This is a genomic window from Streptosporangium sp. OZ121 (assembly GCF_051918885.1).
In the GTDB taxonomy this organism is placed as follows: domain Bacteria; phylum Actinomycetota; class Actinomycetes; order Streptosporangiales; family Streptosporangiaceae; genus Streptosporangium.
The window spans coordinates 61,336-87,836 of sequence record NZ_JBPXMC010000004.1 but is presented as its reverse complement, the minus strand read 5'-3'; the positions used below and the strand labels follow the sequence as shown (position 1 = coordinate 87,836).

General features: G+C 72.6%; 23 protein-coding genes. 10 read left to right on the top strand and 13 right to left on the bottom strand.

What is annotated here, in order from left to right:
* Positions 1-77 precede the first annotated feature (77 nt).
* Together ACTOQ1_RS10360 and ACTOQ1_RS10355 are read left to right on the top strand one after the other, a co-directional pair.
* Positions 78-845 carry an ABC transporter permease gene (locus ACTOQ1_RS10360; RefSeq protein WP_440066047.1) on the top strand — a complete coding sequence of 256 codons (768 nt, stop codon included), beginning with the start codon at positions 78-80 and terminating at the stop codon, positions 843-845.
* A gap of 167 nt (positions 846-1,012) precedes the next feature.
* Complete coding sequence (locus ACTOQ1_RS10355) at positions 1,013-1,930, top strand: EamA family transporter (RefSeq protein ID WP_440066046.1); 918 nt, start codon at positions 1,013-1,015, stop codon at positions 1,928-1,930.
* A gap of 101 nt (positions 1,931-2,031) precedes the next feature.
* Here ACTOQ1_RS10355 and ACTOQ1_RS10350 read toward each other — a convergent pair whose 3' ends face one another.
* From ACTOQ1_RS10350 to ACTOQ1_RS10300, 11 genes are all read right to left on the bottom strand, one after another.
* Entirely contained in the window at positions 2,032-2,712 is a 681-nt protein-coding gene (locus ACTOQ1_RS10350) for a GntR family transcriptional regulator (RefSeq protein ID WP_362685797.1), read from the bottom strand.
* Positions 2,713-2,850: 138 nt separating this feature from the next.
* Complete coding sequence (locus ACTOQ1_RS10345; RefSeq protein WP_440066045.1) at positions 2,851-3,576, bottom strand: ABC transporter ATP-binding protein; 726 nt, start codon at positions 3,574-3,576, stop codon at positions 2,851-2,853.
* Positions 3,569-4,516 carry an ABC transporter ATP-binding protein gene (locus ACTOQ1_RS10340; protein ID WP_440066044.1) on the bottom strand — a complete coding sequence of 316 codons (948 nt, stop codon included), beginning with the start codon at positions 4,514-4,516 and terminating at the stop codon, positions 3,569-3,571. The genes ACTOQ1_RS10345 and ACTOQ1_RS10340 overlap by 8 nt, the downstream gene beginning before the upstream one ends.
* Positions 4,513-5,544, bottom strand: coding sequence for a branched-chain amino acid ABC transporter permease (locus ACTOQ1_RS10335; protein ID WP_440066043.1), 1,032 nt, complete (start codon positions 5,542-5,544; stop codon positions 4,513-4,515). Before ACTOQ1_RS10335 ends, ACTOQ1_RS10340 begins: the two co-directional genes overlap by 4 nt.
* The gene (locus ACTOQ1_RS10330; RefSeq protein WP_386157454.1) at positions 5,541-6,434 is read right to left on the bottom strand and encodes a branched-chain amino acid ABC transporter permease; all 894 of its coding nucleotides are present in this window, start codon (positions 6,432-6,434) and stop codon (positions 5,541-5,543) included. Before ACTOQ1_RS10330 ends, ACTOQ1_RS10335 begins: the two co-directional genes overlap by 4 nt.
* A complete protein-coding gene (locus ACTOQ1_RS10325; protein WP_440066042.1) occupies positions 6,431-7,603 on the bottom strand; it encodes a branched-chain amino acid ABC transporter substrate-binding protein in 1,173 nt (390 codons plus the stop codon). Before ACTOQ1_RS10325 ends, ACTOQ1_RS10330 begins: the two co-directional genes overlap by 4 nt.
* A 460-nt stretch (positions 7,604-8,063) precedes the next feature.
* Positions 8,064-9,065, bottom strand: coding sequence for a proline racemase family protein (locus ACTOQ1_RS10320; RefSeq protein WP_440066041.1), 1,002 nt, complete (start codon positions 9,063-9,065; stop codon positions 8,064-8,066).
* Positions 9,066-9,099: 34 nt separating this feature from the next.
* On the bottom strand, positions 9,100-9,993 hold the full coding sequence (locus ACTOQ1_RS10315; RefSeq protein WP_440066040.1) for a dihydrodipicolinate synthase family protein: 894 nt from the start codon (positions 9,991-9,993) through the stop codon (positions 9,100-9,102).
* A gap of 92 nt (positions 9,994-10,085) precedes the next feature.
* On the bottom strand, positions 10,086-11,582 hold the full coding sequence (locus tag ACTOQ1_RS10310) for an FAD-dependent oxidoreductase (protein ID WP_440066039.1): 1,497 nt from the start codon (positions 11,580-11,582) through the stop codon (positions 10,086-10,088).
* Positions 11,583-11,589: 7 nt separating this feature from the next.
* Positions 11,590-11,907 (bottom strand): (2Fe-2S)-binding protein, encoded by a 318-nt coding sequence (locus tag ACTOQ1_RS10305; RefSeq protein ID WP_440066038.1) that lies wholly within the window; start codon positions 11,905-11,907, stop codon positions 11,590-11,592.
* A 64-nt stretch (positions 11,908-11,971) separates the two neighbouring features.
* Positions 11,972-13,234, bottom strand: coding sequence for an NAD(P)/FAD-dependent oxidoreductase (locus ACTOQ1_RS10300; protein ID WP_440066037.1), 1,263 nt, complete (start codon positions 13,232-13,234; stop codon positions 11,972-11,974).
* 217 nt (positions 13,235-13,451) lie between these two features.
* Here ACTOQ1_RS10300 and ACTOQ1_RS10295 point away from each other — a divergent pair, with 217 nt between their 5' ends.
* A complete protein-coding gene (locus ACTOQ1_RS10295; RefSeq protein WP_440066036.1) occupies positions 13,452-14,447 on the top strand; it encodes a COX15/CtaA family protein in 996 nt (331 codons plus the stop codon).
* Between the two features lie 70 nt (positions 14,448-14,517).
* Positions 14,518-15,198, top strand: a complete 681-nt coding sequence (locus tag ACTOQ1_RS10290) for a SanA/YdcF family protein (RefSeq protein WP_440066035.1) — start codon at positions 14,518-14,520, stop codon at positions 15,196-15,198.
* Between the two features lie 17 nt (positions 15,199-15,215).
* Here ACTOQ1_RS10290 and ACTOQ1_RS10285 read toward each other — a convergent pair whose 3' ends face one another.
* Both ACTOQ1_RS10285 and ACTOQ1_RS10280 read right to left on the bottom strand, forming a co-directional pair.
* On the bottom strand, positions 15,216-16,475 hold the full coding sequence (locus tag ACTOQ1_RS10285; RefSeq protein ID WP_440066034.1) for a PrsW family intramembrane metalloprotease: 1,260 nt from the start codon (positions 16,473-16,475) through the stop codon (positions 15,216-15,218).
* 415 nt (positions 16,476-16,890) lie between these two features.
* Positions 16,891-17,847, bottom strand: a complete 957-nt coding sequence (locus tag ACTOQ1_RS10280; protein WP_440066033.1) for a heme o synthase — start codon at positions 17,845-17,847, stop codon at positions 16,891-16,893.
* Between the two features lie 381 nt (positions 17,848-18,228).
* Between ACTOQ1_RS10280 and tkt the strand changes: the two genes are divergently transcribed.
* The 6 genes from tkt to pgl are packed head-to-tail and all read left to right on the top strand — an operon-like array spanning position 18,229 to position 26,485.
* Entirely contained in the window at positions 18,229-20,262 is a 2,034-nt protein-coding gene (gene tkt / locus ACTOQ1_RS10275; RefSeq protein WP_440066537.1) for a transketolase, read from the top strand.
* A 2-nt stretch (positions 20,263-20,264) separates the two neighbouring features.
* Complete coding sequence (gene tal / locus ACTOQ1_RS10270; RefSeq protein ID WP_440066032.1) at positions 20,265-21,368, top strand: transaldolase; 1,104 nt, start codon at positions 20,265-20,267, stop codon at positions 21,366-21,368.
* 7 nt (positions 21,369-21,375) lie between these two features.
* The gene (locus ACTOQ1_RS10265; RefSeq protein WP_440066031.1) at positions 21,376-23,004 is read left to right on the top strand and encodes a glucose-6-phosphate isomerase; all 1,629 of its coding nucleotides are present in this window, start codon (positions 21,376-21,378) and stop codon (positions 23,002-23,004) included.
* 19 nt (positions 23,005-23,023) lie between these two features.
* Positions 23,024-24,742 carry a glucose-6-phosphate dehydrogenase gene (zwf, locus tag ACTOQ1_RS10260; protein ID WP_440066030.1) on the top strand — a complete coding sequence of 573 codons (1,719 nt, stop codon included), beginning with the start codon at positions 23,024-23,026 and terminating at the stop codon, positions 24,740-24,742.
* Positions 24,743-25,654 (top strand): glucose-6-phosphate dehydrogenase assembly protein OpcA, encoded by a 912-nt coding sequence (locus tag ACTOQ1_RS10255; RefSeq protein WP_440066029.1) that lies wholly within the window; start codon positions 24,743-24,745, stop codon positions 25,652-25,654.
* 57 nt (positions 25,655-25,711) lie between these two features.
* Entirely contained in the window at positions 25,712-26,485 is a 774-nt protein-coding gene (gene pgl, locus ACTOQ1_RS10250) for a 6-phosphogluconolactonase (protein WP_440066028.1), read from the top strand.
* Positions 26,486-26,501 lie beyond the last annotated feature (16 nt).

Genomic DNA, 26,501 nt, shown 5'->3' with positions numbered 1-26,501 from the left:
AAACCCCTTCGCCACCGCTCCGCGCGCGTCCGGGCGCGGCCCCGGCCGGAGCGCGGGCCAGACCGCAGGAGAGCCCCATGACGACCCTGGACCTCACGCCGGCTCCCGGAGCCGCGCCGCTGGGCCGGATGGTGGCGGCCCAGACGGGCGCGGAGATACGGGCGATGCTCCGCAACGGCGAGCAGCTGCTGCTCACGATGATCATCCCGGTGCTGCTGCTCGTCGGCCTCTCCTCCGCCCCGATCATCGACGTGGGCGGCGGTTCCCGGATCGACTTCATGACCCCCGGGGTGCTCGCGCTGGCCGTGATGTCCACCGCCTTCACCGGGCAGGCCATCGCGACGGGCTTCGAGCGCCGGTACGGCGTGCTGAAGCGGCTGGGCGCGACCCCGCTGTCGCGGACCGGGCTGATGCTGTCCAAGACGCTCGCGGTGATCGCCGTGGAGGTCGTCCAGGTGGCGGTCATCTGCGGGGTGGCGCTCGCCCTGGGCTGGCGCCCCACGGGCTCGCCGCTCGCGGCACTGCTGCTGGTCGTGCTGGGCACCGCCGCGTTCAGCGGGCTCGGCCTGCTGATGGCGGGAACGCTGCGCGCCGAGGCCACGCTCGCCGCGGCGAACCTCGTCTACCTGCTCCTGCTCGCCTGCGGCGGGGTCGCCTTCCCGCTGGCCAGGTTCCCCGAGTCGGTGCGGCCGGTGCTGGAACTGCTGCCGATCTCGGCGCTGACCGGAGGGCTCCGCGCGGTCCTGAGCGACGGCGCGGGACCGCCGCTCGCCGCCGCGGCGATCCTCGCGGCGTGGGCGGCGGTGTCGCTCTTCCTGACCTCCCGGACGTTCCGCTGGGAGTGACCCGGCCGGAACCGTCCGGCCGGACGGCGCGGTGGCCGGTGAGGGCACGGGCCGGCGCCGCGGTCGCCACCTCTTCCGGGACGTCTCGCATCGCGGACGCCACTGAAAACGAGGGCCGCGATAAGTAAGGTGTCACAAACCACTTTGCACCTGGCATGAGGAGAGCCGTGACCGCCGAAGCCGCGCAGGGGCCCGCCGAGCCGTACAAGCAGGGCCTGCCCAGACCCGCAGCGCTGCTGAAGGCGGCCTCCGACGCCGTCCCGCCGTCCGGGCTGGTGCTGCTGGCCATCCTGTCGGTACAGGTGGGCGCGGGTTTCGCCAAGGATCTGTTCGCCCAGCTGCCACCGAGCGCCGTGGTGTTCCTGCGGATCGCGACGGGCGCGCTGATCATGGGCGCGGTCGCCCGCCCCAGGCTGCGCGGGCTGTCCAGGGCGGACGTCGGGGCGGGGGTGGCGTTCGGCGTGACGCTGGGCGTGATGAACCTGTCGTTCTACGAGGCGCTGGCCCGGCTGCCGATGGGCATCGCGGTGGCGATCGAGTTCCTCGGCCCGCTCGGCGTCGCGGTGGCCGCCTCACGCCGCCGCCTCGACCTGCTCTGGGTCGCGCTCGCCGGGTCGGGCGTGGTGCTGCTGGCCCCGTGGGGCACGGGGGCGTCCAGGATCAGCTGGGCCGGGATCGCCTTCGCCCTGGTGGCGGCGGCCTGCTGGGCCGGTTACATCCTGCTGTCCGCCTCGGTCGGCCGGCGCTTCCCCGGCACGACCGGCCTCTCCCTGGCGATGATCGTCTCCTGCGTGCTGGTCGCCCCCGTCGGGATCACCTCGGGCGGCACCGACCTGCTCCAGCCCGAGCTCCTGCTGATCGGGCTCGGGGTGGGCCTGCTGTCGTCGGTCATCCCCTACTCGATCGAGCTGGAGGCACTGCGCCGGATGCCCAAGCGGGTCTTCGGCATCCTGATGAGCGTGGAGCCCGCGATGGCGGCGCTGGTCGGGCTGGTGGTGCTGGGCGAGGTGCTCCACGTGCGGGAGTGGGCCGCCATCGGCTGCGTGGTCATCGCCAGCGTGGGCGCCACCCGCGGCAGCGGCTGACCCCGCCCCCCGCCGGGCGCCACCCGCGGCACCACGGACCGTCCCCGCCGGCCCGGCCCGGCGCTCGCGGGGCACCCGCCGGCCCGCCCTCCGAGCCGCCGCTACTCGGGCCGGCTGGCCCAGATGCCGCGGACGTGCCGGATGTGGGCGCGCATCAGCCGCTCGGCACCGCTCGCGTCCCCCTCGGAGAGCAGCGCGAGCAGGGTGAGGTGCTCGCGGGCGGAGTCGGCGAGGGTGCCCCGCCGGTGCAGGGAGGACAGGCCGTACAGGCGGGCCCGGTTGCGCAGGTCGCGGACCACCTCCACGAGGTGGGAGTTGCCCGCCAGGGCGAGCAGGTCCAGGTGGAAGCGGATGTCGGCGTCGACGTACGCGAGCAGGTCGCCGCGCTCGGCGGCGTCCACGATCGCCTGGGCCAGCGGGCGCAGCGTCTCGAAGCTCGGCGCGCGCCCGGCGTCGGCCAGTTGCGCCACCGTGGGCACCTCGATGAGCCTGCGGATCTCGGTCAGCTCGTCCAGGTCCCGGTCGGACAGCTCGGTGACCCGGAAGCCCTTGTTGCGCACCGCCTCGACCAGGCCCTCCTTGGCCAGGTCGAGCATGGCCTCGCGCACCGGGGTCGCCGAGACCCCGAACTGGGCGGCGAGGACCGGGGCCGAGTAGACCATGCCGGGCCTCATCTCACCGGTGATCAGGGCCGCCCTGAGCGCGTGGGCCACCTGCTCACGCAGGCTCTGCCGCTCGCTCACGGCCGGCAGGTCGAGCCGGCCGTCCGCCCTAGGAGCCATACCGGAGCCTCTCGTGTCGCTCGCGTCCGCGCCTGATCGGCGGAACCCGCCATTCCCACATCCTCCCAGGCCATGCGTGCGTCCCCGAACACCCGGGGGCCGATCCGGAGGGCACGACGCCGGTGGCGGGTCCGCCGGTCATCCCCCCTCGCTCCCCCGGACCCCGCCGAGGTAGGCCTCGACCACCCGGGCGTCCCGGCGGAGCTCGGCGGCGGGCCCGTCGAGGACGCACTCGCCGTTCTCGATCACGTAGCCGCGGTGCGCGATCCCCAGGGCGGCCACGGCGTTCTGCTCGACGAGCAGCACCGAGGTGCCCTGGGCGTTGATCCCCGCGATGAGCTCCATGACCGAGGCGACCACCAGGGGCGCCAGGCCCATGGACGGCTCGTCGAGCAGCAGCAGCCGGGGCCCGGTGACCAGCGCCCTGCCGATGGCGAGCATCTGCTGCTCGCCGCCCGACAGCGTGCCGCCCTGCTGGGCGCGCCGCTCCGCCAGGCGGGGCAGCAGCTCGTAGACGCGTTCGATCCGCGCGCGGATCTCCGCCTGGTCGCGGACCAGGTAGCCGCCCAGCTGGAGGTTCTCGTGCACGCTGAGCGTGCTGAAGATCCTGCGGCCCTCCGGGACGTGAACCAGGCCGCGCGCGGTGATCCGGTGCGGCTTCTCCCTGGTGATCGTCTTCCCGTCGAAGACCACCTTGCCGCCGGAGGGCCGCAGCAGCCCCGAGACCGCCGACAGCGTGGTGGTCTTGCCCGCGCCGTTGTTGCCGAGCAGGGCGACGATCTCCCCCTCGGCGACGCCGAGGGACAGGCCTCGCAGGGCGTGTACGCCGCCGTAGTGGACGTCCAGCCCGTCGATGTCAAGCATTGGCGTCTCCCCCGGCCGCGCCGTCTTTCCCCGCGGCCCCTTTTCCGGCCTCTCCGGTTTTCCCGGTGCCGCCGTCCTGCCTTTCGCCGTCTTCCACCGCGGCCTCCTCGCCCGGGCCGCCTTCCCCTGCGCCGCCCTTCCCCGCCGTCGCGGTCCCGTCGGCCTCCTCCCTCGCGGCGGCGGGGTCGCCACCGAGGTAGGCCTCGATGACGGCCGGGTCGCGCCGGACGTCCTCGGGACGGCCGTCGGCGATCTCCCTGCCGAAGTTGAGCACGACCACGCGCTCGGAGACCTCCATGACCAGGCCCATGTCGTGCTCGATGAGCACGATGGCCACCCCCAGCGCCTGGATGCGCCGGATCAGGTCGAGCATCTCGGCCTTCTCGCCGTGGTTGAGCCCGGCCGCGGGCTCGTCCAGCAGCAGCAGGTCGGGGCGGCGGGCCAGGGCACGGGCGATCTCCGTGCGGCGCTGCTCGCCGTAGGGGAGGTTGCGCGCCTGCCCGTACCGGTCGCCGCGCAGGCCGACGAAGTCCAGCCAGTGATGGGCCTGCTCGGTGCACTCGCGCTCGGAGCGCCGGTAGCGCGGGGTGTGCAGCAGGGCGTCCAGGACGCTCTGGCGCAGCCACAGGTGCGATCCGGCGCGCACGTTGTCCAGGACCGACAGCTCGCCGAACAGCCGCAGGTTCTGGAAGGTCCGCGCGACCCCCAGGCCCGCGATGGCCGAGGGCCGCATCCCCGGCAGGTCCCTGCCGCGCAGGGTGATCCGGCCGGAGGTCGGCCGGTAGAAGCCGGTGACGCAGTTGAAGGCCGACGTCTTGCCCGCTCCGTTGGGCCCGATCACCGAGACGATCTCCGCCTCGTCCACCGAGAACGACAGGCCGTCGATGGCCACCAGCCCGCCGAAGGTCAGGCGCAGGTCGGCCACGCTCAGCAGGCTCACGGGACCTCCTTGGAACGAGCCGGCCAGATCCCCTGCGGTCGCAGGAGCATGAAGACGATGAGCAGCACGCCGAACAGGAAGAACCGGTAGTCGGCGAGGTCGCGCAGGATCTCCGGCAGGATGCTGATCACGATGGCGCCGACGACGACGCCCGGCACCGAGCCCATCCCGCCGAGGACCACGGCCATGAGCACCAGCGCCGACGACAGGAAGGTGAAGCTGCCCGGCGAGATGGCCGACAGCTGCGCGGCGAACAGCACCCCGGCCAGGCCGCCCCAGACCGCCCCGGCGATGTAGGCGGCGAGCTTGACCCGGTAGGTGTGCACGCCCATCGCCTCGGCGGCGTCCTCGTCCTCCCGGACGAAGCGCCAGGCCCGGCCCAGGCGGGAACGGCCCAGCCGCGCCGCGCCGAGGACGGCCAGCGAGACGACGGCCACGGTGACGTAGTAGAAGGCCGCGGGGTGCTCGACCAGGTGCGGGATGCCGTAGATGCCGGAGGGGCCGCCGGTGACGTCCAGGTTGTTGGCGGTGATCCGGATGATCTCCCCGAAGCCGAGGGTCACGATGGCGAGGTAGTCGCTGCGCAGGCGCAGGGTGGGCGCGCCGATGACGATCCCGGCGACGACCGTGACCACGAGCACGGCGGGCACCGTGGCGAGCAGCGGCAGGTCGAAGCGGGTGGCCAGCACGCCGCTGGTGTAGGCGCCGACCGCGAAGAAGGCGACGTAGCCCAGGTCGAGCAGGCCGCAGTAGCCGACCACGATGTTCAGCCCGGCGGCGAGCATCACGGCGATGGCCGCGCTGGTCATGACCGACAGCGCGTACGGCGTGGCGTTGACGAAGGGGGCCAGCAGCGCGATCAGCAGCCCGGCGATCCCGGCCCAGCGGTTCTGCAGCAGCCTCGACGCCCGGCTGGGGGGCCTGCCGGTGCCGCGGCGGCGGACCTTGGTGCCGGTGCCGGTGCCGGTGCCGGTGCCGGCGGCTCCGGCAGGCCCGGTCGGCCCGGTGGGCTCGGTGGTCTCGTTCACACGCGCTCCGTGACGCGCTCGCCAAGCAGGCCGGTGGGCCGCACCGTCAAAAACAGGATCAGCACCCCGAAGGCGAACACGTCGCGCCACTCACCGCCCAGCCAGAACGTGCCGAACGACTCCAGCAGCCCGAGCAGCAGGCCGCCGAGCATCGTGCCGGGGATGTTGCCGATGCCGCCGATGACGGCCGCCGTGAAGGCCTTGAGCCCGATCAGGAAGCCCATCATGAAGTCGATCTTCCCGTAGTAGGCCCCGGCCATCACGCCCGCGGCCCCCGCCAGCGCCGAGCCGATGAAGAAGGTGCGGGAGATCACCGCGTTGACGTCGATGCCCATCAGCGCGCTGGTGCGCGGGTCAAGCGCGATGGCCCGCATGGCCCGGCCCTCACGGGTGCGGGTGACCAGCAGGTTGAGCCCGGCCATGAGGAGCACCGCCACGCCGACCAGGACGACCTGCTGCACGGTGAGCCGGGCCCCGAGGATCTCCAGCGAGGTGCCGCCCAGCCGCACCGGGTAGACGCGCGGATCGGCCCCGGCCACCGCGCGCATGCCGTACTCCAGGGCGAAGGAGGCCCCGACCGCGGTGATCAGCAGGGACAGCCGCGGGGCGCGGCGCAGCGGCCGGTAGGCGATCCGCTCCAGCGCCACCCCGGCCAGGCCGGTGACGGCCATGGTCGCCAGGAGCACCGCGAGCAGCAGCGGCAGGGCCATCGCGGAGGACACGCCGCCGACCGCGCCGAGGATGGCGAAGCCGGCGAACGCGCCCAGCATGTACAGGTCGCCGTGGGCGAAGTTGAGCAGCTTGATGATCCCGTAGACCATGCTGTAGCCCAGGGCCACCAGAGCGTAGAACGAGCCGACGAACAATCCGTTCCAGACGAGCTGCGTCACTGGAGGGCGTCCTGCAGGGCGAACTTGTCGCCCTTGACGACGAGGATCTGGAAGCCGCCGTTGGCCAGGGTGTGCTCGGGGGTGAACTTCAGCGGCCCGGAGAACATCGAGAAGCCGTCGATCGCCTCGAGCGCCGCGATGACCTTGTCGCCGTCGGTGGCGCCCGCCTTGGTGACCGCCTCGGCGGCGAGCCGGACGGCGTCGTAGGCCTGGTTGGAGTACGGGCCCGGCTCGGAGGAGTACTTCTTCTTGTACGCCTCGATCCAGCCCTCGGCGCCCTCGAGGGTGTCGGGGGTCTGGGTCATCGTGGCGTAGAGGCCCTCGGCGACCTCGTCCCCGGCGATCTCGATCAGCTTGGGGGAGACCGAGCCGTCGCCGACCATGATGGAGCCCTTGTACCCGGCCTGCCGTAGCTGGCGCGCGATCAGGCCGCCCTCCTGGAAGTAACCGGTCCAGTAGACGAAGTCGGGCTTCTTGGCCAGCACGTTGGTGATGTTGGCGCTGTAGTCGCTCTCCTTCGGGGTGACCGCCTCGGTGATCGCGGCCTCGGCCCCGTCGGGGGCCTCCAGGAGGGCCTGGGTGCGCAGCGCGATGTCCTTGGAGTAACTGGTGTTGTCGTGCATCAGCGCGACGCTCTTGGCCCCCTGCTTGGCGATCCACTTCTCGGCGGCCGCGGCCTGCTGGGAGCCCGTGCCGTTGATCAGGAAGACGTGCTTGAGCTTCTGGTCGACCAGTTCCTGGGAGTTGGCGGCCGGGATGATCATCGGGATTCCGGCCTTACCGAAGATCGGCAGGGTGGGTAGCGTCGCCCCGGAGCAGTAGCCGCCCACGGAGACGTCGACCCCCTCGGTGACCAGCTTGTTGGCGCCCGCCGCCGCGGACTGGGCGTCGCAGGCGTCGTCGGCGGTCCTCAGCTCCAGCTTGCGGCCGAGCACGCCGCCCTTGGCGTTGATCTCGTCGATCGCGAGCTGCGCCGCGTTGCTCATGTAGGGACCTATGGCGGCCTCGCTGCCCGACTGCGGGATCAGCATGCCGAGGACGATCGGCTCGTCCTTCGCGGCGGCCGTCTGGCCCCCGCCGCCGTCACCGAGCAGTCCCTGGCCACATCCGGTGACCATGAGACCGAGAACGGCCAGCGAGGTGAAGCACTTCAGGGGGGTGGCACGCATGTGCGGCTCCTCACGTCCGATGATGTGTGATATTGCACGTGCAACGCCGGTGCACGTCAAGGGCCGAAACAAGACCGTTAGCGTTAAGACGCCGTTTCCCCATGAGCCGCGGCCCACCGGGGGTCCCCCCGGGGAGGGCGGCGTGTGAGCAGTTCGGAGAGGGGCGGACGGCGACGGGACCGGCCTCCCCCGAGGGTTTTCCCGCGCCGGGGTTGCGGTCGCGGGCCCGCGCGGGAAACGGTCCCGTCCGCTCGGCCGGAAACCGGACGATCGGCGACCTGGCGAGCCGTCACGAGCCGGGCCGTCACGAGCCGGACCACCGTGAACCGGGCCGTCACGAGCCGGACCGCCGGAGGGCGGGACCGCGGAAAGCCCGGTGGCCGCGAGCCGGACCACCGCGAACCCGGCGTTCGGCTGTCCGGCGGCCGGAGTCAGAGAGGTCAGAGAGGGTCAGAGACAGTCAGAGGAGGAAACCTCCGGGGAACGGATCGCGGGGATCCAGGAAGTACTGGGCGGTGCCGGTGACCCACGCCCGCCCGGTGATGGCCGGAACCACCGCGGGCAGGCCCCCCACCTCCGTCTCCTCCGTGAGCCGCCCGACGAAGCGGGTACCGATGAACGACTCGTTCACGAAGGCGGTGTCCAGCGGAAGCTCGCCCCTGGCGTGCAGCTGGGCCATCCGGGCGCTGGTACCGGTGCCGCACGGCGAGCGGTCGAACCAGCCGGGATGGATCGCCATCGCGTGCCGCGAGTGCCGGGCGCCGGAACCGGGCGCGGTGAACTGCACGTGGTGGCAGCCCCGGATGCCGGGGTCCAGCGGATGGACGGGCTCGTCCTGCTCGTTGATCGCCCCCATGATCGCCAGACCTGCGTCGAGGATCGCCTGCTTGTGCGACCGCTCGAACGGCAGTCCCACCGACTCGATCGGCAGGATCGCGTAGTGGTTGCCGCCGTAGGCGAGGTCGTAGACGACCTCCCCGATCCCGGGAACCTTGACCACGCGGTCCAGCCCGGCGCTGAAGGAGGGCACGTTGGTGATGGTCACCTCCGCGGCGGCGCCGTCCTCGACCCGGACCTCGGCGACGACCAGGCCCGCGGGGGTGTCCAGCCGGATGGTGGTGACCGGCTCGGCGACCTCGACCATCCCGGTCTCGACGAGGACCGTGGCGACGCCGATGGTGCCGTGCCCGCACATGGGCAGGCAGCCGGAGACCTCGATGAAGAGCACGCCGTAGTCGGCGTCGGGCCGGGTGGGCGGTTGCAGGATGGCCCCGCTCATCGCCGAGTGGCCGCGCGGCTCGTACATGAGCAGGGTGCGGACGTGGTCCATCTCGGCCATGAAGTGCTCACGCCGCTCGGCCATGGTGGAGCCGGGGATGACCCCCACTCCCCCGGTGATCACCCGGGTGGGCATGCCCTCGGTGTGGGAGTCCACCGCGTGGAAGACCCTCTTCGTTCTCATCGACTCTCCTCACGGGGAAGGGTAAGGGGTGGATCTACCGCAGGCCCTCGGCCAGGGCCTTCTCCGTGGCGGCGCGTACGGCGGCCTCCTGCTCGGGGGCGAGGCCGAGCCTGGGCGGGCGGCACGGGCCGCCGTTGCGCCCGGCCAGGTCCATGGAGAGCTTGATGGCCTGGACGAACACCGGCCTGGAGTCCCAGCGAAGCAGCGGGTGCAGCGCGCGGTAGAGCGGCAGCGCGGTGGCCGTGTCCCCGGCGGCGGCCGCGCGGTACAGGGCCACGGTCGACTCGGGCAGCGCGTTGGGGAATCCGGCCACCCAGCCGACCGCCCCGGCGGTGACCAGCTCCAGCAGCACGTCGTCGGCCCCGGCCAGCACGTCCAGCCCGGGGGCGAGTTCGGCGATCTCGTAGATGCGGCGGACGTCCCCGCTGAACTCCTTGACCCCGACGATCAGCCCCTCGGCGTGGAGGGTGGCCAGCAACCGGGGGGTGAGGTCCACCCGGGTGTCGAAGGGGTTGTTGTAGGCCACCACCGGCAGGCCGGCCCGGGCCACCTCCCGGTAGTGCTCCACCACGGTCCTGTCGTCGGCGCGGTAGGCGTTCGGCGGGAGCAGCATCACCGCGCGGCACCCGGCCTCGGCGGCCTGCTCGGCCCAGCGCCGGGCCTCCAGGGCGCCGTAGGCGGCGACCCCCGGCATGACGCGGGCACCGCCGACGGCGGCGACCGCGGTCTCCACGACCGAGGCCCGCTCCTCGGGGGTCAGCGTCTGGTACTCGCCCAGCGACCCGTTCGGCACGACGCCGTCGCACCCGGAGGCGACCAGCCACCGGCAGTGCTCGGCGTAGCCGTCCAGGTCGACGGAGAGATCCGCGCCCAGGGGCAGCGCGGTGGCCACGGTCACACCGTGCCAGGGCTTCACGGGGGTCGTCATGGTTCATCCTTCCGAAGGGTTTTCCAGCCGGTCCGGGTCCGTGGGAGATCCCGCACGGTCCCTGCGCGGGTGAGGCTCGGGCCCCGCCCGGCTCAGGGGAGGTTTTCCGGCCGACCCGGGTCCGGGTCCGGGTCCGGCCCCAGGTCCAGGTCCAGCTCCATGTCGAGGTCCAGGTCCAGGAGGGTTTCCGGCCGTCCCGTCGCCGGGCGGTCCTCCCGCCGTTCCGGGGAGGACGGTGGCCGCGCGGCGAGATCGCCGAGTCTGACGGGCTGGGCGATCGGGCGCCGGGCCGGCGCGGGATCCTCCCCGGCGAGGCACGCGACCGCGTAACCGCACATCCTGCCCTGACACCACCCCATCCCCGGGCGGGCCAGGAGCTTGACGGAACGCGCGTCGACGGCCCCCATGGCCCGGGCCTCCCGTACGGCCGACAGGGGCACCTCCTCGCAGCGGCAGACGAGCGTGTCGTCGCGCAGCCACTCCCGCCAGCCCGGCCGTACCGGGTAGGCCTCCTGCAGGGCGCGGGCGAAGGCGGCGAGCCGGTTCCTGCGCCGGGACAGGGCCGGGTCGGGCGGCACGGGGCGGCCCAGGTCCGCGGCGGCGGACCGGCCCGCGATGCGGCCCTCCACCTCGGCGAGCGCGGCCCCGCCGACGCCGGTGGACTCCCCCGCCGCGTAGACGCCGGGCACGCTGGTGCGCATGCCCGCGTCCACCGCGACGACCGGGCCGCCGTCGGGGTCGCGGCGGGTGCCGCAGTCCAGCTGGACCGGCAGGTCGAGCTGGGGGACGAATCCGTAGCCGAAGGCGAGGGTGTCGCACTCGACGGTCCTCGTCGAGACCGGCCGCCAGTCCCCGTCCAGGCTCGCCACGGTGACGTGGGTCAGCGCGGTGTCGCCGTGCGCGGCGACCACCGCCTCGCGGCGGTGGTACGGGATCCGGTGGCGGGCCAGGCGCGCCCCGTACCCGAGGGCCTCCCCGGCCCGGCCCGCGGCGAGCAGCGGGTGCCTGGCGAGCCCGAACCCGCCGCTCGCCTCGTGGACGCCGAGCACCCGGGCCCCCGCGTCGGCCAGGCCCGCGGCGACGGGGAGCAGGAACGGGCCGGTGCCGGCGACCACGATCCTGCTTCCCGCGAGGACCAGGTCGCCCTTGAGCAGCGCCTGCGCGCCGCCCGCGGTGAGCACCCCCGGCAGGTCCCAGCCGGGGAACGGCAGCGGCCGGTCGTGCGCGCCGGTGGCGATCAGCAGCCCGCGCGCGGTCACCGCGCGGGGCCGCTCCTCACGGTCTCCCTCCAGGCACCGTACGGTGATCGCCCCGTCCGCGCGCTCGACCGCCCAGACCCGGTGGCGCAGGAGCACCTCGGCGCGCTCGCCGAGCGTCTCCCACTGGCGGGTGAACCGGTCGAGCCCGTGGTGGAGCGCGCCGGGCCGCGCGGCGCGGAAACCCTCGGCGGGGTGCCGGAAGTACTGGCCGCCCGGCCTGGCGGCCCCGTCGATCAGCACGACGTCCAGCCCGGACAGGGCGGCGGTGAGCGCGCCCGCGACCCCCGCGGGGCCCGCGCCGACGACGGCGAGGTCGTGGATCCGCGTCATCGGCCGCTCACCCCTCCGCCTCGTCGCCCTCGTCACCGGAGGCGTCGCCGGTGGTCACCAGGTCTCCGGGGAGGGCCTCGGTCAGGCAGGCGCGCAGGGAGGGGGTGCCGTTCACCGTGACCAGGCAGTCGAAGCAGACCCCGATGCCGCAGAACAGCCCGCGCGGGCGCCCGCCGAACCTGGTGGTGCGCCAGGAACGGACGCCCGCGCCGTGCATGGCGGCGCCGACGGTCTGGCCCGGGACCACCGGGACGGGCGTGCCGTCCACGCTGATCTCGAACTCCGGCTCGGGCCGCGCCCTCACCAGGCGGTACGGATCTCTCATCGGGCACCTCCGCGGGAAGGACCACGGCCGCGGCTCCGACTCTGCCTCCGGCTCCGGGAGAAGGTCACGACGCCTCCTCGGCGAAGCGGTCCGGGCGGAAGGGGGCGAGGTCCAGGCCGGGGCGGAGACCGGCCAGGAGCTGGGCGATCAGGTGGCCGGTGGCCGGGGCGAGGCCGATGCCCGCCCCCTCGTGGCCGCAGGCGTGGTAGAGCCCGGGTGCCCGGGGGTCCTCCCCGATCACCGGGAGGTGGTCCGGGCAGTAGGGACGGAAACCACAGTAGGCGCGGATCGCCCGGTACGCCGCCAGGGCGGGGAACAGCTCCACGGCCTGACGGGCGAGACGTTCGAGCACCGGGACGGAGACCGTGCGGTCGAAGCCGACCCGCTCGCGACTGGCGCCGATGAGCACCGGCCCTGACGGGGTGCTCTCCACGACGGCGGACGTCTCCAGTCCCTCCGAGTCGCTGGCCACCGCGGTGACGTAGGCGGCGGTGTAGACCTTGTGCCTGATGAGCGGCCCGGCGAGAGGCTCGGTGACCAGGATGAAGCCGCGCCTGGGCAGGATCGGGACGCGCACACCGGCCAGCGCGGCGATCTCGCCGCCCCAGGTGCCCGCGGCGTTGACGACGGCTCCGGCGAGGATGTCGCCGTGGTCGGTGGTGACGCCGGTGACCCGGCCGCCGGAACGGACGAAGCCGGTCACCGTGACGCCGGTCCGCAGCATCAGGGCACCGCGGCCGAACCGCTCGGCGCCCCTCCGGATGAGCCCGGCCGCCGCCAGCATGGGCTGGACCTGGGCGTCCTGCGGGTAGAACACGCCTCCGGCGAGCCCTTTCGCCAGGTGGGGCTCGTAGTCGCCGAGTTCCTTCGGGGCGACGGCGACGTGCTCGACGCCCTGCTTCGCCGCCAGGCCGGTGAGCGCCGCCAGGATCTCGTCCGTCTCGGCGACCACCAGGCCGCCCTTGGCCTCGAACTCGAACCCCCCGCCCGTCTCGGGCCCCTCGCCGCCCGTCGCGGGCCCTCCGGCGCGCCCCGCTCCGGCTCCGGCGCCGGGCCCCCCGGCGGGCTCGCCCTGCGTTCCGCCCTTCGCACCGTCATCGCCGCCGGCCCCGGCCAGGTCTCGCCAGAGCCGGTTGGAGAGCAGCGCCAGGTCGAGCTCGGGTCCCGGTTCCTTGTCGGAGACCAGGATGTTGCCCTCACCCGCACCCGTCGTGCCGCCCGCCACCGCACCCCGGTCGACGACCACCACGTCCAGTCCCGCGCGGGCGGCGTAGTAGGCGCAGGCGGCACCGACGACTCCGGCGCCGATGACCACGACGTCCGGCATGTCCCACCTCGCTCCCGCGCCTCGGACTCATCAGTACTATGTCACATACCCTCTATCGGATCAATGCACCAAAACGGACATCGCAGGCGTGCCGTCGGCCCACGCGCACCCCTACCCACCGGCCCGTACGGCACGCCGTCCCGCGGCGGCCCGCGCCGGCGGCCGGTACCCGGGGTCCGCGGCGGGACCGCGCACCTCGCCACCTAGCATGTGAGCCGTGAACCACCTCCTTGACCGGACCCGCAGGCATGCCGCGAAGTCGGCGCGGATCGTGGGGCCGCCGACCCTCCTCACGCTGCGCCGCTGGGCGCTGGCGGCGGTCGTCGTCAACATCGGGATCACGGTGACGGGCGCCGCGGTACGGGTCAGCGGGTCGGGCCTGGGCTGCCCCACCTGGCCCCGGTGCACGCCGGAGAGCTTCACCCCGGTGGCCCACGCCGAGATCTCCCCGGTGAACATGGCGATCGAGTTCGGCAACCGGATGCTGACCTTCCTGGTGCTGGCCGTCGGCGTGGCCTGCCTGATCGCCGCCCTGCGGCTGCCGGCCCGCCGCCCCGACCTGGTCAGGCTGGCCTGGCTGCAGCCGATCGGCGTGGCCTTCCAGGGGCTATGGGGCGGCCTGGTCGTGCGCAGCGCGCTCAACCCGGTGACCGTGAGCGTGCACTTCCTGGTCTCCATCGGCATGATCGCCGCGGCGTACGCGCTGTACGCCCGTGCCGGTCAGGGCCGGAGCGAGGGCGTGTCCCGGCAGCCGGTCCACCGCCACGTCCGCACGCTCGCCTTCGCGCTCGTCGCCGCCGTGTTCGTCCTGCTCGTCGTGGGCGTGGTGGTGACCGGCACCGGGCCGCACTCCGGGGACGAGATGGCCTCCCGGTTCGGCTTCGACATCGAGACCGTGGCGAGGATCCACGCCGACGTCGCCTACGTGGTGGTCGGCCTCACCTTCGCGCTGGCGTTCGCGCTGCACATCACCGACGCGCCCGGGTACGCCCGGCGGGCCGCGTGGACGTTGCTGGCCGTGGAGGCGGCGCAGGGGGTCATCGGATACGTCCAGTACTTCCTGGGCGTGCCCGCGGCCCTGGTCAACCTGCACGTGCTCGGCGCGACCCTGGTCTGGCTCTGCGCGCTGCGGGTGCTGTTCGCGACCGGCCCGCGCGGGCCGCGCGACGTCCCGGAGGCGGTCACCGGCGAACGCGACGCCGTCCGCGTCTGAACCCCCGTCAGCACGCCTCCGGAAGCCGTCCGCACTCGACGCGGTCCCGGTGCGGCAGGACAATGATCGGATGTCGTCGTCACGCACGATCATGCGGCGTTGCTACCAGGGCGTCGTGCTGCTGAGCGTCCTGGCCATCGCCCCGATCACCTGGGCCTGGCTGTCCAGCTCCGGCCACCGGGCGGTCGCCGACTCCTCCCCCGGCTGGGTGGCCGGGGTTCCCGAGGCCCCGGTGGCCCTGGTGCTGGGGGCGGGCGTCGTCGGGGACGTCCCCTCCCCCATGCTGGCCAGACGCCTGGACATCTCCGCGCAGCTCTACCGGGCGGGCAGGGTCGAGGCGATCCTGCTCTCCGGCGACAACAGCCGCAGGGAGTACGACGAGCCGACCGTGATGCGCGACTACCTGCTGGCGAGCGGCGTACCGGCCGGGGCGCTGGTCCTGGACTACGCGGGTTTCGACACCTGGGACTCGTGCGTACGGGCCCGTACCGTGTTCGGCGCCACCAAGGTCACCGTGGTCACCCAGGTGTTCCATCTGCCCAGGGCGGTCACCCTGTGCCGCACGGCGGGCCTGGACACCTTCGGCGTGGGCGACGACTCGTCCAAGCTGTGGGTGTCCACCTACGGCCTCGCCGCCCGTGAGTTCCTCGCCTCGGCGAAAGGGCTCGTCGACTCCGTGCTCCTCGACTCGCCCCCCGTGTTCCCCGGGCCACGCGAGACCACCTTGGAGACCGCGCTCCGGCGGGGGTGAACCCCGGGCAGGACGCCCTACAGGCGGAACGCCCCGCCCTGCGGCGGGTGACCGGGACCGGGGTGACCGGCGGAGCCGCCCTGCGGATAGGGGGAACCGCCCGCGCCGCCGGGGCCGCCGGAGGCGTGGCCCGCCGTGGCGCTCCCGGCCGCGGACGACGCGGGGAACCGGGCGCGGGCACCGGCCATGCACTCCAGCAGCGCCCGCTGCTCCTCGTTGAACGTGCGCTCGTCGATCACGTGGCCCCTGGCCCGCTCGTGGAGCAGGCCGAGCTCGGTGGCCGCGAGCTGGTAGTCGCTCATCGCCCGCAGGGCCGTCCTGCCGCCGTGCTTCCTGGCCCACTGCCGGGCCTGGCGGCGGCTGGGCAGGGAGGAGAGCATCGCCACGTCGCCCGAGGAGACCAGGCCCGTCGCCCAGTAGGCGGGCAGGTAGGTCTGGATGAGCCCGATGATGCGCTTGCGGTCGCGGAAGATGATCCAGATCAGCGCGAACAGCACGGCCATCAGCAGCAGGTAGGCGATGGCCAGGCCGCCGATGCCGACGTAGGAGGCGAAGCCGTTCCAGATGCCGTGCAGCAGCATCGCGCCGATCCACCCGGCGGCGATGACGAAGATCCGCCCCGGTCCCCGGCGCTGCGCCGCGTAGGCCACCGCGACACCGATCATGGAGGTGAACAGCGGGTGCGCGAACGGCGAGAGGATCCCGCGCAGCACGACGGTCACCGCCAGGCCCTGCGCGCCCAGCTCGTCGAGCGCGGCCACGTAGTAGCTGACGTTCTCGCTCATGGCGAAGCCGAGGCCGACCATGCTGGCGTAGATGATGCCGTCGGTGGGCCCGTCCAGCTCGGCGCGCTTGAACCTGAGCAGGCCCAGCAGGACCAGGCCCTTCATCGTCTCCTCGACCACCGGGGCGCCGAACGTGGCGGTGAGGTTGCGCGCGTAGTCGTAGCCCAGCTGGACGGTGTTCTCGATGTAGAGCAGGTTGAAGGAGTTGATCACCCCGGCGACCAGGACCGCCACGCCCGCGCCCCAGGCGAACGCGAAGAGCAGGTTGGCGCGCGGCTCGGGCTCGATGCGGTCGAGCGCCAGCACCGCGGCCAGCAGCACCGGGACGGGTGCCAGCGCGAGACCCAGGGCGATGAAGAAGTAGACCGGGTCGCCGTTCAGCACGTCGAAGGAGAACGACACCAGGGCGCACAGTCCCGCCAGGACGAGCCCGACGATCAGCGTGACCGACGGACGGTCCCTGAGCACCCAGCGGGGGTCATGGCCGGCCATGTGGCCACCGTAACCGCTGGTGCCCGCCCCACGGCTCAAACCGAGAGATTACCGCCCGAAGGTTGACGAACCCCGCGCTGATACCGGACCGCCCCCCGCCGTCGGAGCACGGCCACGCCCCACCGGCGACCCTACGGCCCCTGCGAATCCGGCGAAACCGTCCGGCCGCCGCGAATCCCGAGAGCGTACCGAGTGATGGGCCGTCGCCGCGGCCGGAGCCGGAATCCGGCTCCCAGGGTTTCCCGAAGACCACGAATCACCCTCCCCACGACCAGGCCCGCCCCGGGCCGGTCAAGAAAACGTCTTCCCCCCGGGAGACGTCTCCCCCGTGGCCGGGGCGCGGAAACGGGCGCACCGGAGGAGAACGTACGTGTGAGATGACTCAGACGGATGTCAGATGAGCGTCAGGCGGACATCAGACGAACATCGAGTCGATGGCGACGGCCAGGAACAGCAGTGCCAGGTAGGCATTGGACCAGTGGAAGAAGCGCATCGGGCGCAGATCGACACCGGTCTTGCCCGCGTTGACCCGGCCGAGGAGGCGGTGGACCTCCCACAGGCAGGCCGCGCCCAGGACGGCGGCCACGGCGGGGTAGAGGAGCGTGGTCCCGGCGATCGGCCACAGCAGCAGCGAGCAGAACACCGTGGCCCAGGTGTAGACGATGCTCTCCAGCACCACGCGGCGCTCGGTGGCCACCACCGGGAGCATCGGGACCTTCGCCGCCGCGTAGTCCTCCTTGTAGCGCATCGCGAGGGTCCAGGTGTGCGGGGGCGTCCAGAAGAACACCACGCCGAAGAGCACCACGGGGGCCCAGTCGAGGCTGCCGGTGACGCCCGCCCAGCCGATCAGCACCGGCATGCAGCCGGCGATGCCGCCCCACACCACGTTCTGCGAGGTCCGCCGCTTGAGGATCATCGAGTAGACGAGCACATAGAACAGGTTCGCGCCCAGCGACAGGCCCGCGGCGAGCCAATTCACCGTCAAGCCGAGTCCAAGAGTGGACAGCACGCCGAGGATGATCCCGAAGATCAGCGCGTTCGTCGGCGGCACCAGGTCGCGGGCGAGCGGGCGGCGCCGGGTGCGGCGCATGGCCGCGTCGATGTCACGGTCGATGTAGCAGTTCAGCGCGTTCGCGCTGCCGGCCGACAGGGTGCCGAACACCAGCGTGTTGACGGCGATCCACAGCGGCGGCAGGCCCTTGGCCGCCAGGAACATCACCGGCAGCGTCGTGATCAGCAGCAGCTCGATGATCCGCGGCTTCGTGAGGGCGACGTACGCCTTCACGACGTCGCCGAAGGAGCGCGGCGCGGCCTCGGGGACCGTCGTGCCCCCCTCGGGCGGGGCCGTCGATTGCTTGTCGGTGAGCACCATCTAAGGCGCTTCCAGCACGTGCGGGGTCAACGCGTAACCTCTGATTAGAGCGGATCCGTGAATGCGGGCACCAGCCAGCCTTGAGGACTCACTGTAGTTGCAGGGGGGGCCGGTCCCGGCACGGGGTGCGGAAGCGGCGCGAGGGGGCTCCCATCCGGGAGGCGCGTCGCCTGCGGATCCCGCGGACCCGCCCCGGGTCGACCTGCGCCACGGTGGCGAGGTCGAAACCGTTAGGGTCCGGTGTGGGCGGGAAATACCAGACCGGCGCCACCAATCAGACGATTAGATCCGGAGATCGAGCACTTGAGCAGTGAACTCGTGCCAGCCCTCGAATGGAGCGACCTGGACCGCCGCGCGGTCGACGTCGTACGGGCCCTGGCCATGGACGCGGTAGAGAAGGCGGGATCGGGTCACCCCGGCACCGCGATGAGCCTGGCGCCGGCCGCGTACCTGCTGTTCCAGCAGGTGATGCGGCATGACCCGTCAGATCCCTCCTGGGCGGGCCGTGACCGGTTCGTCCTTTCCGCGGGTCACAGCAGCCTGACCCTCTACATCCAGCTCTTCCTGTCGGGGTACGGCCTCAGCCTGGACGACCTCAAGGGGCTGCGCCAGTGGGAGAGCCTGACCCCGGCCCACCCCGAGCACGGCCACACCGTCGGCGTCGAGACCACCACCGGCCCGCTCGGCCAGGGGATCGGCAACGCGGTCGGCATGGCGATGGCCGCCCGCCGCGAGCGCGGCCTGTTCGACCCCGACGCCGCCCCGGGCGCGAGCCCGTTCGACCACAACATCTGGTGCATCGCCTCCGAGGGCGACATCGAGGAGGGCATCAGCCACGAGGTGAGCGCCCTCGCGGCCCACCAGCGGCTGGGCAACCTCACCGTCGTCTTCGACAGCAACCACATCTCGATCGAGGACGACACCCAGATCGCGCTGAGCGAGGACGTCGTCGCGCGCTACGAGGCGTACGGCTGGCACACCCAGACCGTCGACTGGACGCAGACGGGCGACTACGTCGAGGACGTCGAGGCGCTGCACCAGGCCCTGGAGGCCGCCCGCGCCGAGACCGGCAGGCCCTCCTTCATCCGGCTGCGCACGATCATCGGCTGGCCCGCCCCCAACAAGAAGAACACCGGCAAGATCCACGGCTCGGCGCTGGGCGCCGACGAGGTCGCCGCGACCAAGAAGGTCATGGGCTTCGACCCGCAGAAGAACTTCGACGTCCCCGCCGAGGTCCTGGAGCACGCCCGCGAGGTCGTCAAGCGCGGCCGGGCCGTGCGCGCCGAGTGGGACAAGCTCTACGAGAGCTGGCGCGAGGCCAACCCCGAGCGCGCCGCCGAGTTCGACCGCATCTCCGCGCGAAAGCTACCGGCGGACTGGACCGAGGCGCTGCCGTCCTTCGAGATCGGCTCCTCCGTCGCCACCCGCAAGGCCTCCGGCGAGGTGCTCAGCGCCCTCGCGCCGGTGCTGCCCGAGCTGTGGGGCGGCTCGGCCGACCTGGCCGAGTCCAACAACACCACGATGAAGGGCGAGCCGTCCTTCATCCCCGAGGAGTTCCAGACCAAGGCGTTCCCCGGCGGCCCCTACGGCCGCACGCTGCACTTCGGCATCCGCGAGCACGGCATGGGGGCGATCCTCAACGGCATCGCGCTGCACGGCGGCACCCGCCCGTACGGCGGCACGTTCCTGGTGTTCAGCGACTACATGCGCCCGGCCGTGCGGCTGGCGGCGCTGATGAAGCTGCCGGTCACCTACGTGTGGACGCACGACTCCATCGGCCTGGGCGAGGACGGTCCGACGCACCAGCCCGTCGAGCACCTGTGGTCGCTGCGCGCCATCCCCGGCCTCGACGTGGTCCGCCCGGCCGACGCCAACGAGACGGCCGCCGCCTGGCAGGTCGTGCTGGAGCACAACGACCGCCCGGCCGCGCTGGCGCTGACCCGCCAGAACCTGCCGGTCTTCGAGGGCACCGGCGACGCGGAGAAGGTCGCCCGCGGCGGCTACGTCCTGCGGGACGCCTCCGACGGGCAGCCCTCGGTGGTCCTGATCGGTACCGGCTCCGAGGTCGAGATCGCCCTCGGCGCCCGCGAGATCCTGGAGGCGGAGGGCATCGCCACCCGGGTCGTGTCGATGCCGTGCGTGGAGTGGTTCCAGGCCCAGGACGCGGCCTACCGGCAGACGGTGGTGCCCTCCTCGGTGCGCGCCCGCGTGGCGGTGGAGGCGGGAATCTCGCTGGGCTGGCGGGAGTTCGTGGGAGACGAGGGTGTGGTGGTCGGCCTGGAGCACTTCGGTGCCTCGGCCCCCTACAAGACCCTCTACGAACAGTTCGGCCTGACCGCCGAGCGCGTGGCCGCCGCCGCCAAGGCGAGCCTCGCCAAGACCGGAGCCGACAAGGGCGAGACGACGGGAAACTGATCATGAGTGAGATCCTGAAGAAGCTCTCCGAGCAGGGCGTCTCCATCTGGCTGGACGACATCAGCCGCGAGCGCCTGCGTACGGGCAACCTGCAGTCGCTGATCCGCGACAAGCACGTCGTCGGCGTCACCTCCAACCCGACGATCTTCGCGTCGGCGCTGAGCAAGGGCGACGCCTACGACGGCCAGCTGCACGACCTGAAGATCCGCGGCGTCGACGTCGAGGAGGCCGTGCGGGCCATCACCACCTACGACATCCGCTGGGCCGCCGACGTGCTGAGGCCGGTCTACGACGCCACCGGCCAGGTGGACGGCCGGGTGTCGATCGAGGTCGACCCTCGCCTGTCCAGGGAGACCGACAAGACCGTCGCCGAGGCGCGCGCGCTGTGGTGGCTGGTCGACCGGCCCAACCTGTTCATCAAGATCCCCGCCACCGTCGAGGGCCTGCCCGCGATCACCCAGGCGATCTCCGAGGGCATCAGCGTCAACGTCACGCTGATCTTCTCCCTGGAGCGCTACCGCGCCGTGATGGACGCCTGGCTGACCGGCCTGGAGCAGGCGAAGGCCAACGGCCTCGACCTGTCGGCCATCGAGTCGGTCGCCTCGTTCTTCGTCAGCCGGGTGGACGGCGAGATCGACAAGCGCCTGGACAAGATCGGCACCCCCGAGGCCCTCGCGCTGAGGGGCAAGGCCGCCGTCGCCAACGCCCGCCTGGCCTTCGCCGCCTTCGAGGAGGTCGTCGAGTCCTCGCGCTGGCAGGCGCTGGCCGCGGCCGGCGCCCGGCCGCAGCGCCCGCTGTGGGCCTCCACCGGCACGAAGAACCCCGACTACCCCGACACCCTCTACGTCGACCAGCTGGTCACCTCCGGCACGGTCAACACGATGCCGGAGAAGACCCTCGACGCGACGGCCGACCACGGCGGCATCACCGGCGACACGGTCCGCTCCTCCTACGAGGAGGCCTGGAACACCATGGCCGCGCTCAAGGAGGCCGGCATCGACTACGACGACGTCGTGCGGTTCCTGGAGGAGGACGGCCTGGACAAGTTCGAGGCCTCCTGGAAAGAGCTGCTGGAGACCGTCTCCTCCGAGCTGAAGAAGGCGTGAGGAACACATGTCAGTGTCTGTGACGTTCGGCGACGACGACCTCACCGAGCAGGCCGGGGAGACCGCCGGGCAGCTCGTCGCCGAGGGGGTCCCCCGGGCCCTGGCCTCCGGCGACTCCACGCTGTGGGGCCAGGAGGCCCAGGCCGAGGCGGCCGTCCGTCTCGGCTGGCTCGACCTCCCGGCGACGAGCAGGCAACTGCTTCCCGAGATCGGCGCGCTGGTGGAGCGGGCTCGTGCCGAGGGCCTGGACCACGTGGTCCTGGCGGGCATGGGCGGCTCCTCCCTCGCCCCCGAGGTCATCACCGCCTCCGCCGACGTGCCCCTGACCGTGCTCGACACCACCGACCCCGGCCAGGTGCGCCGCGCGCTGGAGGACCGGCTGGAGAGCACGATCCTGGTCGTCGCCAGCAAGAGCGGCGGCACGGTCGAGACCGACAGCCACCGGCGGATCTACGAGAAGGCCTTCCGCGACGCCGGGATCGACCCGGCGAGCAGGATCGTCGTCGTCACCGACCCCGGCTCGCCCCTGGAGCTGAGCGCTCGCGAGGCGGGCTACCAGGTGATCCTGGCCGACCCGAACGTGGGCGGCCGCTACAGCGCCCTGACCGCGTTCGGCCTGGTGCCCAGCGCGCTGGCGGGCGCCGACGTCGAGCGGCTGCTCGACGACGCGGCCGAGGTGGCGCCGCTGCTGTCGCGGACCGAGGGCAACCCCGGCCTCGACCTCGGCGCCGCCCTGGGCGCCGCCGCGGCGGCCGGGCGCGACAAGCTCGTGATCGAGGACAGCCTGTCGGAGATCAACGGCCTGCCCGACTGGATCGAGCAGCTGGTCGCCGAGTCCACCGGCAAGTCCGGCAAGGGCATCCTGCCCGTCGTGGGCGCCGACCCGGGTGACGCCGACGACGAGCTGCTCGCCGGGATCGACACCGACGCCACCGTGACCGTCGTCGGCCCGCTGGGCGCGCAGTTCCTCGTCTGGGAGTACGCCACGGCCGTCGCGGGCCGCGTCCTCGGCATCGACCCGTTCAACCAGCCGAACGTGGCCGAGTCCAAGGAGAACACCGCCAAGCTGCTGGACCGGGCCGAGCTGCCGGTCGGCACGCCGCTCCTGGTCGACGGCCCGGTGGAGGTGTACGGCGAGTTCCCCGGCTCCGAGGACGTCAAGGACCTGTCGGACGTGCTCACCCGGCTGCTGGAGTCGATCCCCGACCGCGGTTACCTCGCGGTGATGGCCTACCTCGACCGCGAGGCGGCCTTCGACGCCCCGTACCCCGACGGCGCCTCGTTCGAGGAGATGACGGACGTGTGGAGCGGGGCCGACCCGGCCACGCTGCGCGGGATGCTCGCGATCCGCACCGAACGCCCGGTCACCTTCGGCTGGGGCCCCCGCTTCCTGCACTCCACCGGCCAGTACCACAAGGGCGGCCCGCAGAACGGGGTGTTCCTGCAGATCACCGGGGCCGTCGAGAACGACCTCGAGGTCCCCGGCAAGCCCTACACGCTGGGCCGCCTCCAGCTCGCCCAGGCGCTGGGAGACCAGGGCGCGCTGGCCAGCCGCGGGCGTCCCACCGTACGGCTGCACCTGACCGACCGCGCCGCCGGAGTCGCGCGGCTGCTCGCCGCCGCGCGGGAGGTCTGATGGGCCGCTGGAGGTTCGTATGAGCAAGGGGAACTCCCGGACGAGCGCCGGGGAGACCGCGCACGCCGAGGAGAACGTCACGACGGACGCCTCCGTGGGCACGACGGACGCCGTCGCCGGCACGACGGACGCCCCGACGGCGGGCACGCCGGAGAAGGTGACGCCCACGGCCACCACGGCCACCGCCGCCGCGACCGTCGGCATCACCGAGGCCCTGGTCGACGCCAACCCGCTGCGCGACCCGCGCGACAAGCGCCTGCCGCGCGTGGCGGGGCCGTGCGTGCTGGTGCTGTTCGGCGTGACCGGCGACCTGGCGCGCAAGAAGCTGCTGCCGGCGATCTACGACCTGGCGAACCGCGGGCTGCTGCCCCCGGGCTTCTCCCTGGTCGGCTTCGCCCGCCGCGACTGGAAGGACCAGGACTTCGCGCAGCTGGCGCACGACGCCGTCAAGGAGTACGCGCGGACGCCGTTCCGCGAGGAGGTCTGGAAGCAGCTGTCGGAGGGCATCTTCTTCTGCCCGGGCGAGTTCACCGACGACGGCGCGTTCGACGCGCTGTCGATGATGCTCAAGGAGATCGACCAGACCCGGGGCACCGGCGGCAACTACGGCTTCTACCTGTCGGTGCCGCCGAAGTTCTTCCCGGTCGTGGTCCAGCAGCTGAAGCGGACCGGCCTGGCCGACGGCCCCGCCGGATCCTGGCGCCGGGTGGTGATCGAGAAGCCCTTCGGGCACGACCTGCGGAGCGCCCAGGAGCTCAACGCGATCACCAGCGCGGTCTTCCCGGAGAGCTCGGTGTTCCGCATCGACCACTACCTGGGCAAGGAGACGGTCCAGAACATCCTGGCACTGCGGTTCGCCAACAACCTGTTCGAGCCGATCTGGAACCGCAGTTACGTCGACCACGTGCAGATCACGATGGCCGAGGACATCGGCATCGGCGGCAGGGCGGGTTACTACGACGGCATCGGCGCGGCCCGCGACGTGATCCAGAACCACCTGCTGCAGCTGCTGGCCCTGGTCGGCATGGAGGATCCGACGTCGTTCGGGGCCGACTCGCTGCGCAGGGAGAAGGAGAAGGTCCTCAAGGCGCTGCGGCTGCCGTCGGACCTGTCGCAGGCCACCGCGCGCGGCCGCTACGGGTCCGGCTGGCAGGGCGGCGAGCCGGTCATCGGCTACACCCAGGAGGAGGGCATCCCGCCCGACTCGATCACCGAGACGTACGCCGCCATCAAGGTGGAGATCGCCAACCGGCGCTGGGCCGGGGTGCCGTTCTACCTGCGCACCGGCAAGCGGCTCGGCCGCCGGGTCACCGAGGTGGCCGTGGTGTTCCAGCGGGCGCCGCACCTGCCGTTCAGCAAGGACGACACCGAGATCCTGGGGCAGAACGCCCTGGTCATCCGGGTGCAGCCGGACGAGGGCATCACGGTGCGGTTCGGCTCCAAGGTGCCCGGCACCGCGATGGAGGTCAGGGACGTCTCGATGGACTTCGCCTACGGCGAGTCGTTCATGGAGTCCTCCCCCGAGGCCTACGAGCGGCTGCTGCTGGACGTGCTGATCGGCGACCCGCCGCTCTTCCCGCACCAGCGCGAGGTCGAGCTGTCGTGGATGATCCTCGACCCGATCGAGGAGTTCTGGAGCACCCAGGGCCCGCCGGAGGAGTATCCCGCGGGCACGTGGGGGCCGGCCTCGGCCGACGAGATGATGGCCCGTGACGGGCGCGCCTGGAGGCGGCTGTAGATGACCAGTTTCATGCTCAGCGGCACGAACGCCTCGAAGATCTCCTCGCAGCTCACCCACCTGCGTCACCAGATGGGCACCCCGGCGGTCGGCATGGTGCTGACCCTGGTGGTGGTCTGCGGCGAGAGCGACCAGTACGACGCGGTCCGGGCGGCGACCGAGGCGGCCAGGGAGCACCCCTCCCGGATACTGGTCGTCATCCCCCGCGACTCGGAGGAGCCCAACCGGCTCGACGCCGAGATCCGGTTCGGCGAGTCGACCCCGGGCGAGGTGATCCTGCTCCGCCTGTACGGGGAGCTGACCAGGCACGCCGACTCCGTGGTCAGCCCGCTGCTGCTCACCGACACCCCGGTGGTGGCCTGGTGGCCCAGCGACTGTCCCGAGGTCCCGTCCAAGGACCCGATCGGCATGCTGGCCCAGCGCCGCATCATCGACGCGCGGTCGGCGGCCGACTCGGTCCAGGCGATCACCGGCCGGGCCCGTGGTTACGTGCCCGGCGACACCGACCTGGCCTGGACCCGGCTGACGACGTGGCGGAGCCTGCTGGCCGCCGCGTTCGACCAGCCGGTGGGCAAGGTCAAGCGGGGCACCGTGGAGGCCGTGTCCGGTCACGCCAGCGCCCTGCTGCTGGCGGCCTGGCTCGGCGACCGCCTCGGCGCCTCCGTGAAGGTCTCCGAGTCCCCCGGGCCCGGCCTGACCGCGGTCAAGCTGGTCTCGGCCGAGGGTGACATCACCGTCGTCCGGAGCGACGGCCGCATGGCCACGCTGTCGCGTCCCGGCCAGCCGGACCGCAGGGTCGCCCTGACCCGGCGCCCCACGTCGGAGCTGCTCGCCGAGGAGCTCCGGCGGCTGGACCCCGACGAGATCTACGCGGCCGCGATCAAGCGACTCGCCCAGACCAAGAAGTCCTGAGCCGCGAGTGCCCCGCGGCCACGGCCGCGGGGCACCTCCTTTCGAAAGAGAAGTCCCGTGAGCGTTCCCACCGTGATCACCCACCGCGACGCCGACGTGCTCGCCAAGGCCGTCGCCGCCCGGGTGATCGTCCGAGCCGTCGACGCCCAGTCGGCCAAGGGCTCGGCCCATCTGGTCCTGACCGGCGGGACCGTCGGCATCGCCACCCTCGCCGAGATCGCCGCCTCCCCCGCCAGGGACGCCGTCGACTGGCGCAAGGTGGACATCTGGTGGGGTGACGAGCGTTTCCTGCCGAGCGGCGACGCCGAGCGCAACGAGACCGGTGCCCGCAAGGCCCTGCTCGACCACCTCGACCTCGACCCCGAGCGGGTCCACGTGATGCGCGGCCCCGACTCCGGCATGACCGCCGAGGAGTCGGCCGAGGCGTACGCCGAGGAGCTGCGCCGGGCGGCGCGCCCCGAGGACCACGGCCCGGCCCCGTCGTTCGACCTCATGATGCTGGGCATGGGCCCGGACGGCCACGTCGCCTCGCTGTTCCCCGGCCTGCCCGCCCTGTACGACACCCGCCCGGTGGTGGCGGTGCACGGCTCGCCCAAGCCTCCGCCCATCCGCGTCTCGCTGACGCTGCCGGTCATCCAGGGCTCCCGCGAGGTGTGGGTGATCGCCGCCGGCGAGGAGAAGGCGGGAGCGGTACGGCTGGCGCTGTCGGACTCGGGGACCATGCAGGTCCCGGCCGCCGGTGCCCGGGGTCGTCAGCGCACCCTCTTCCTCCTGGACAGGGCGGCGGCTTCCAAGATCCCTTCGTCCCTGAGCCGGATCTCCTCCCCCTGAGCCCTCGCTGTCGCCG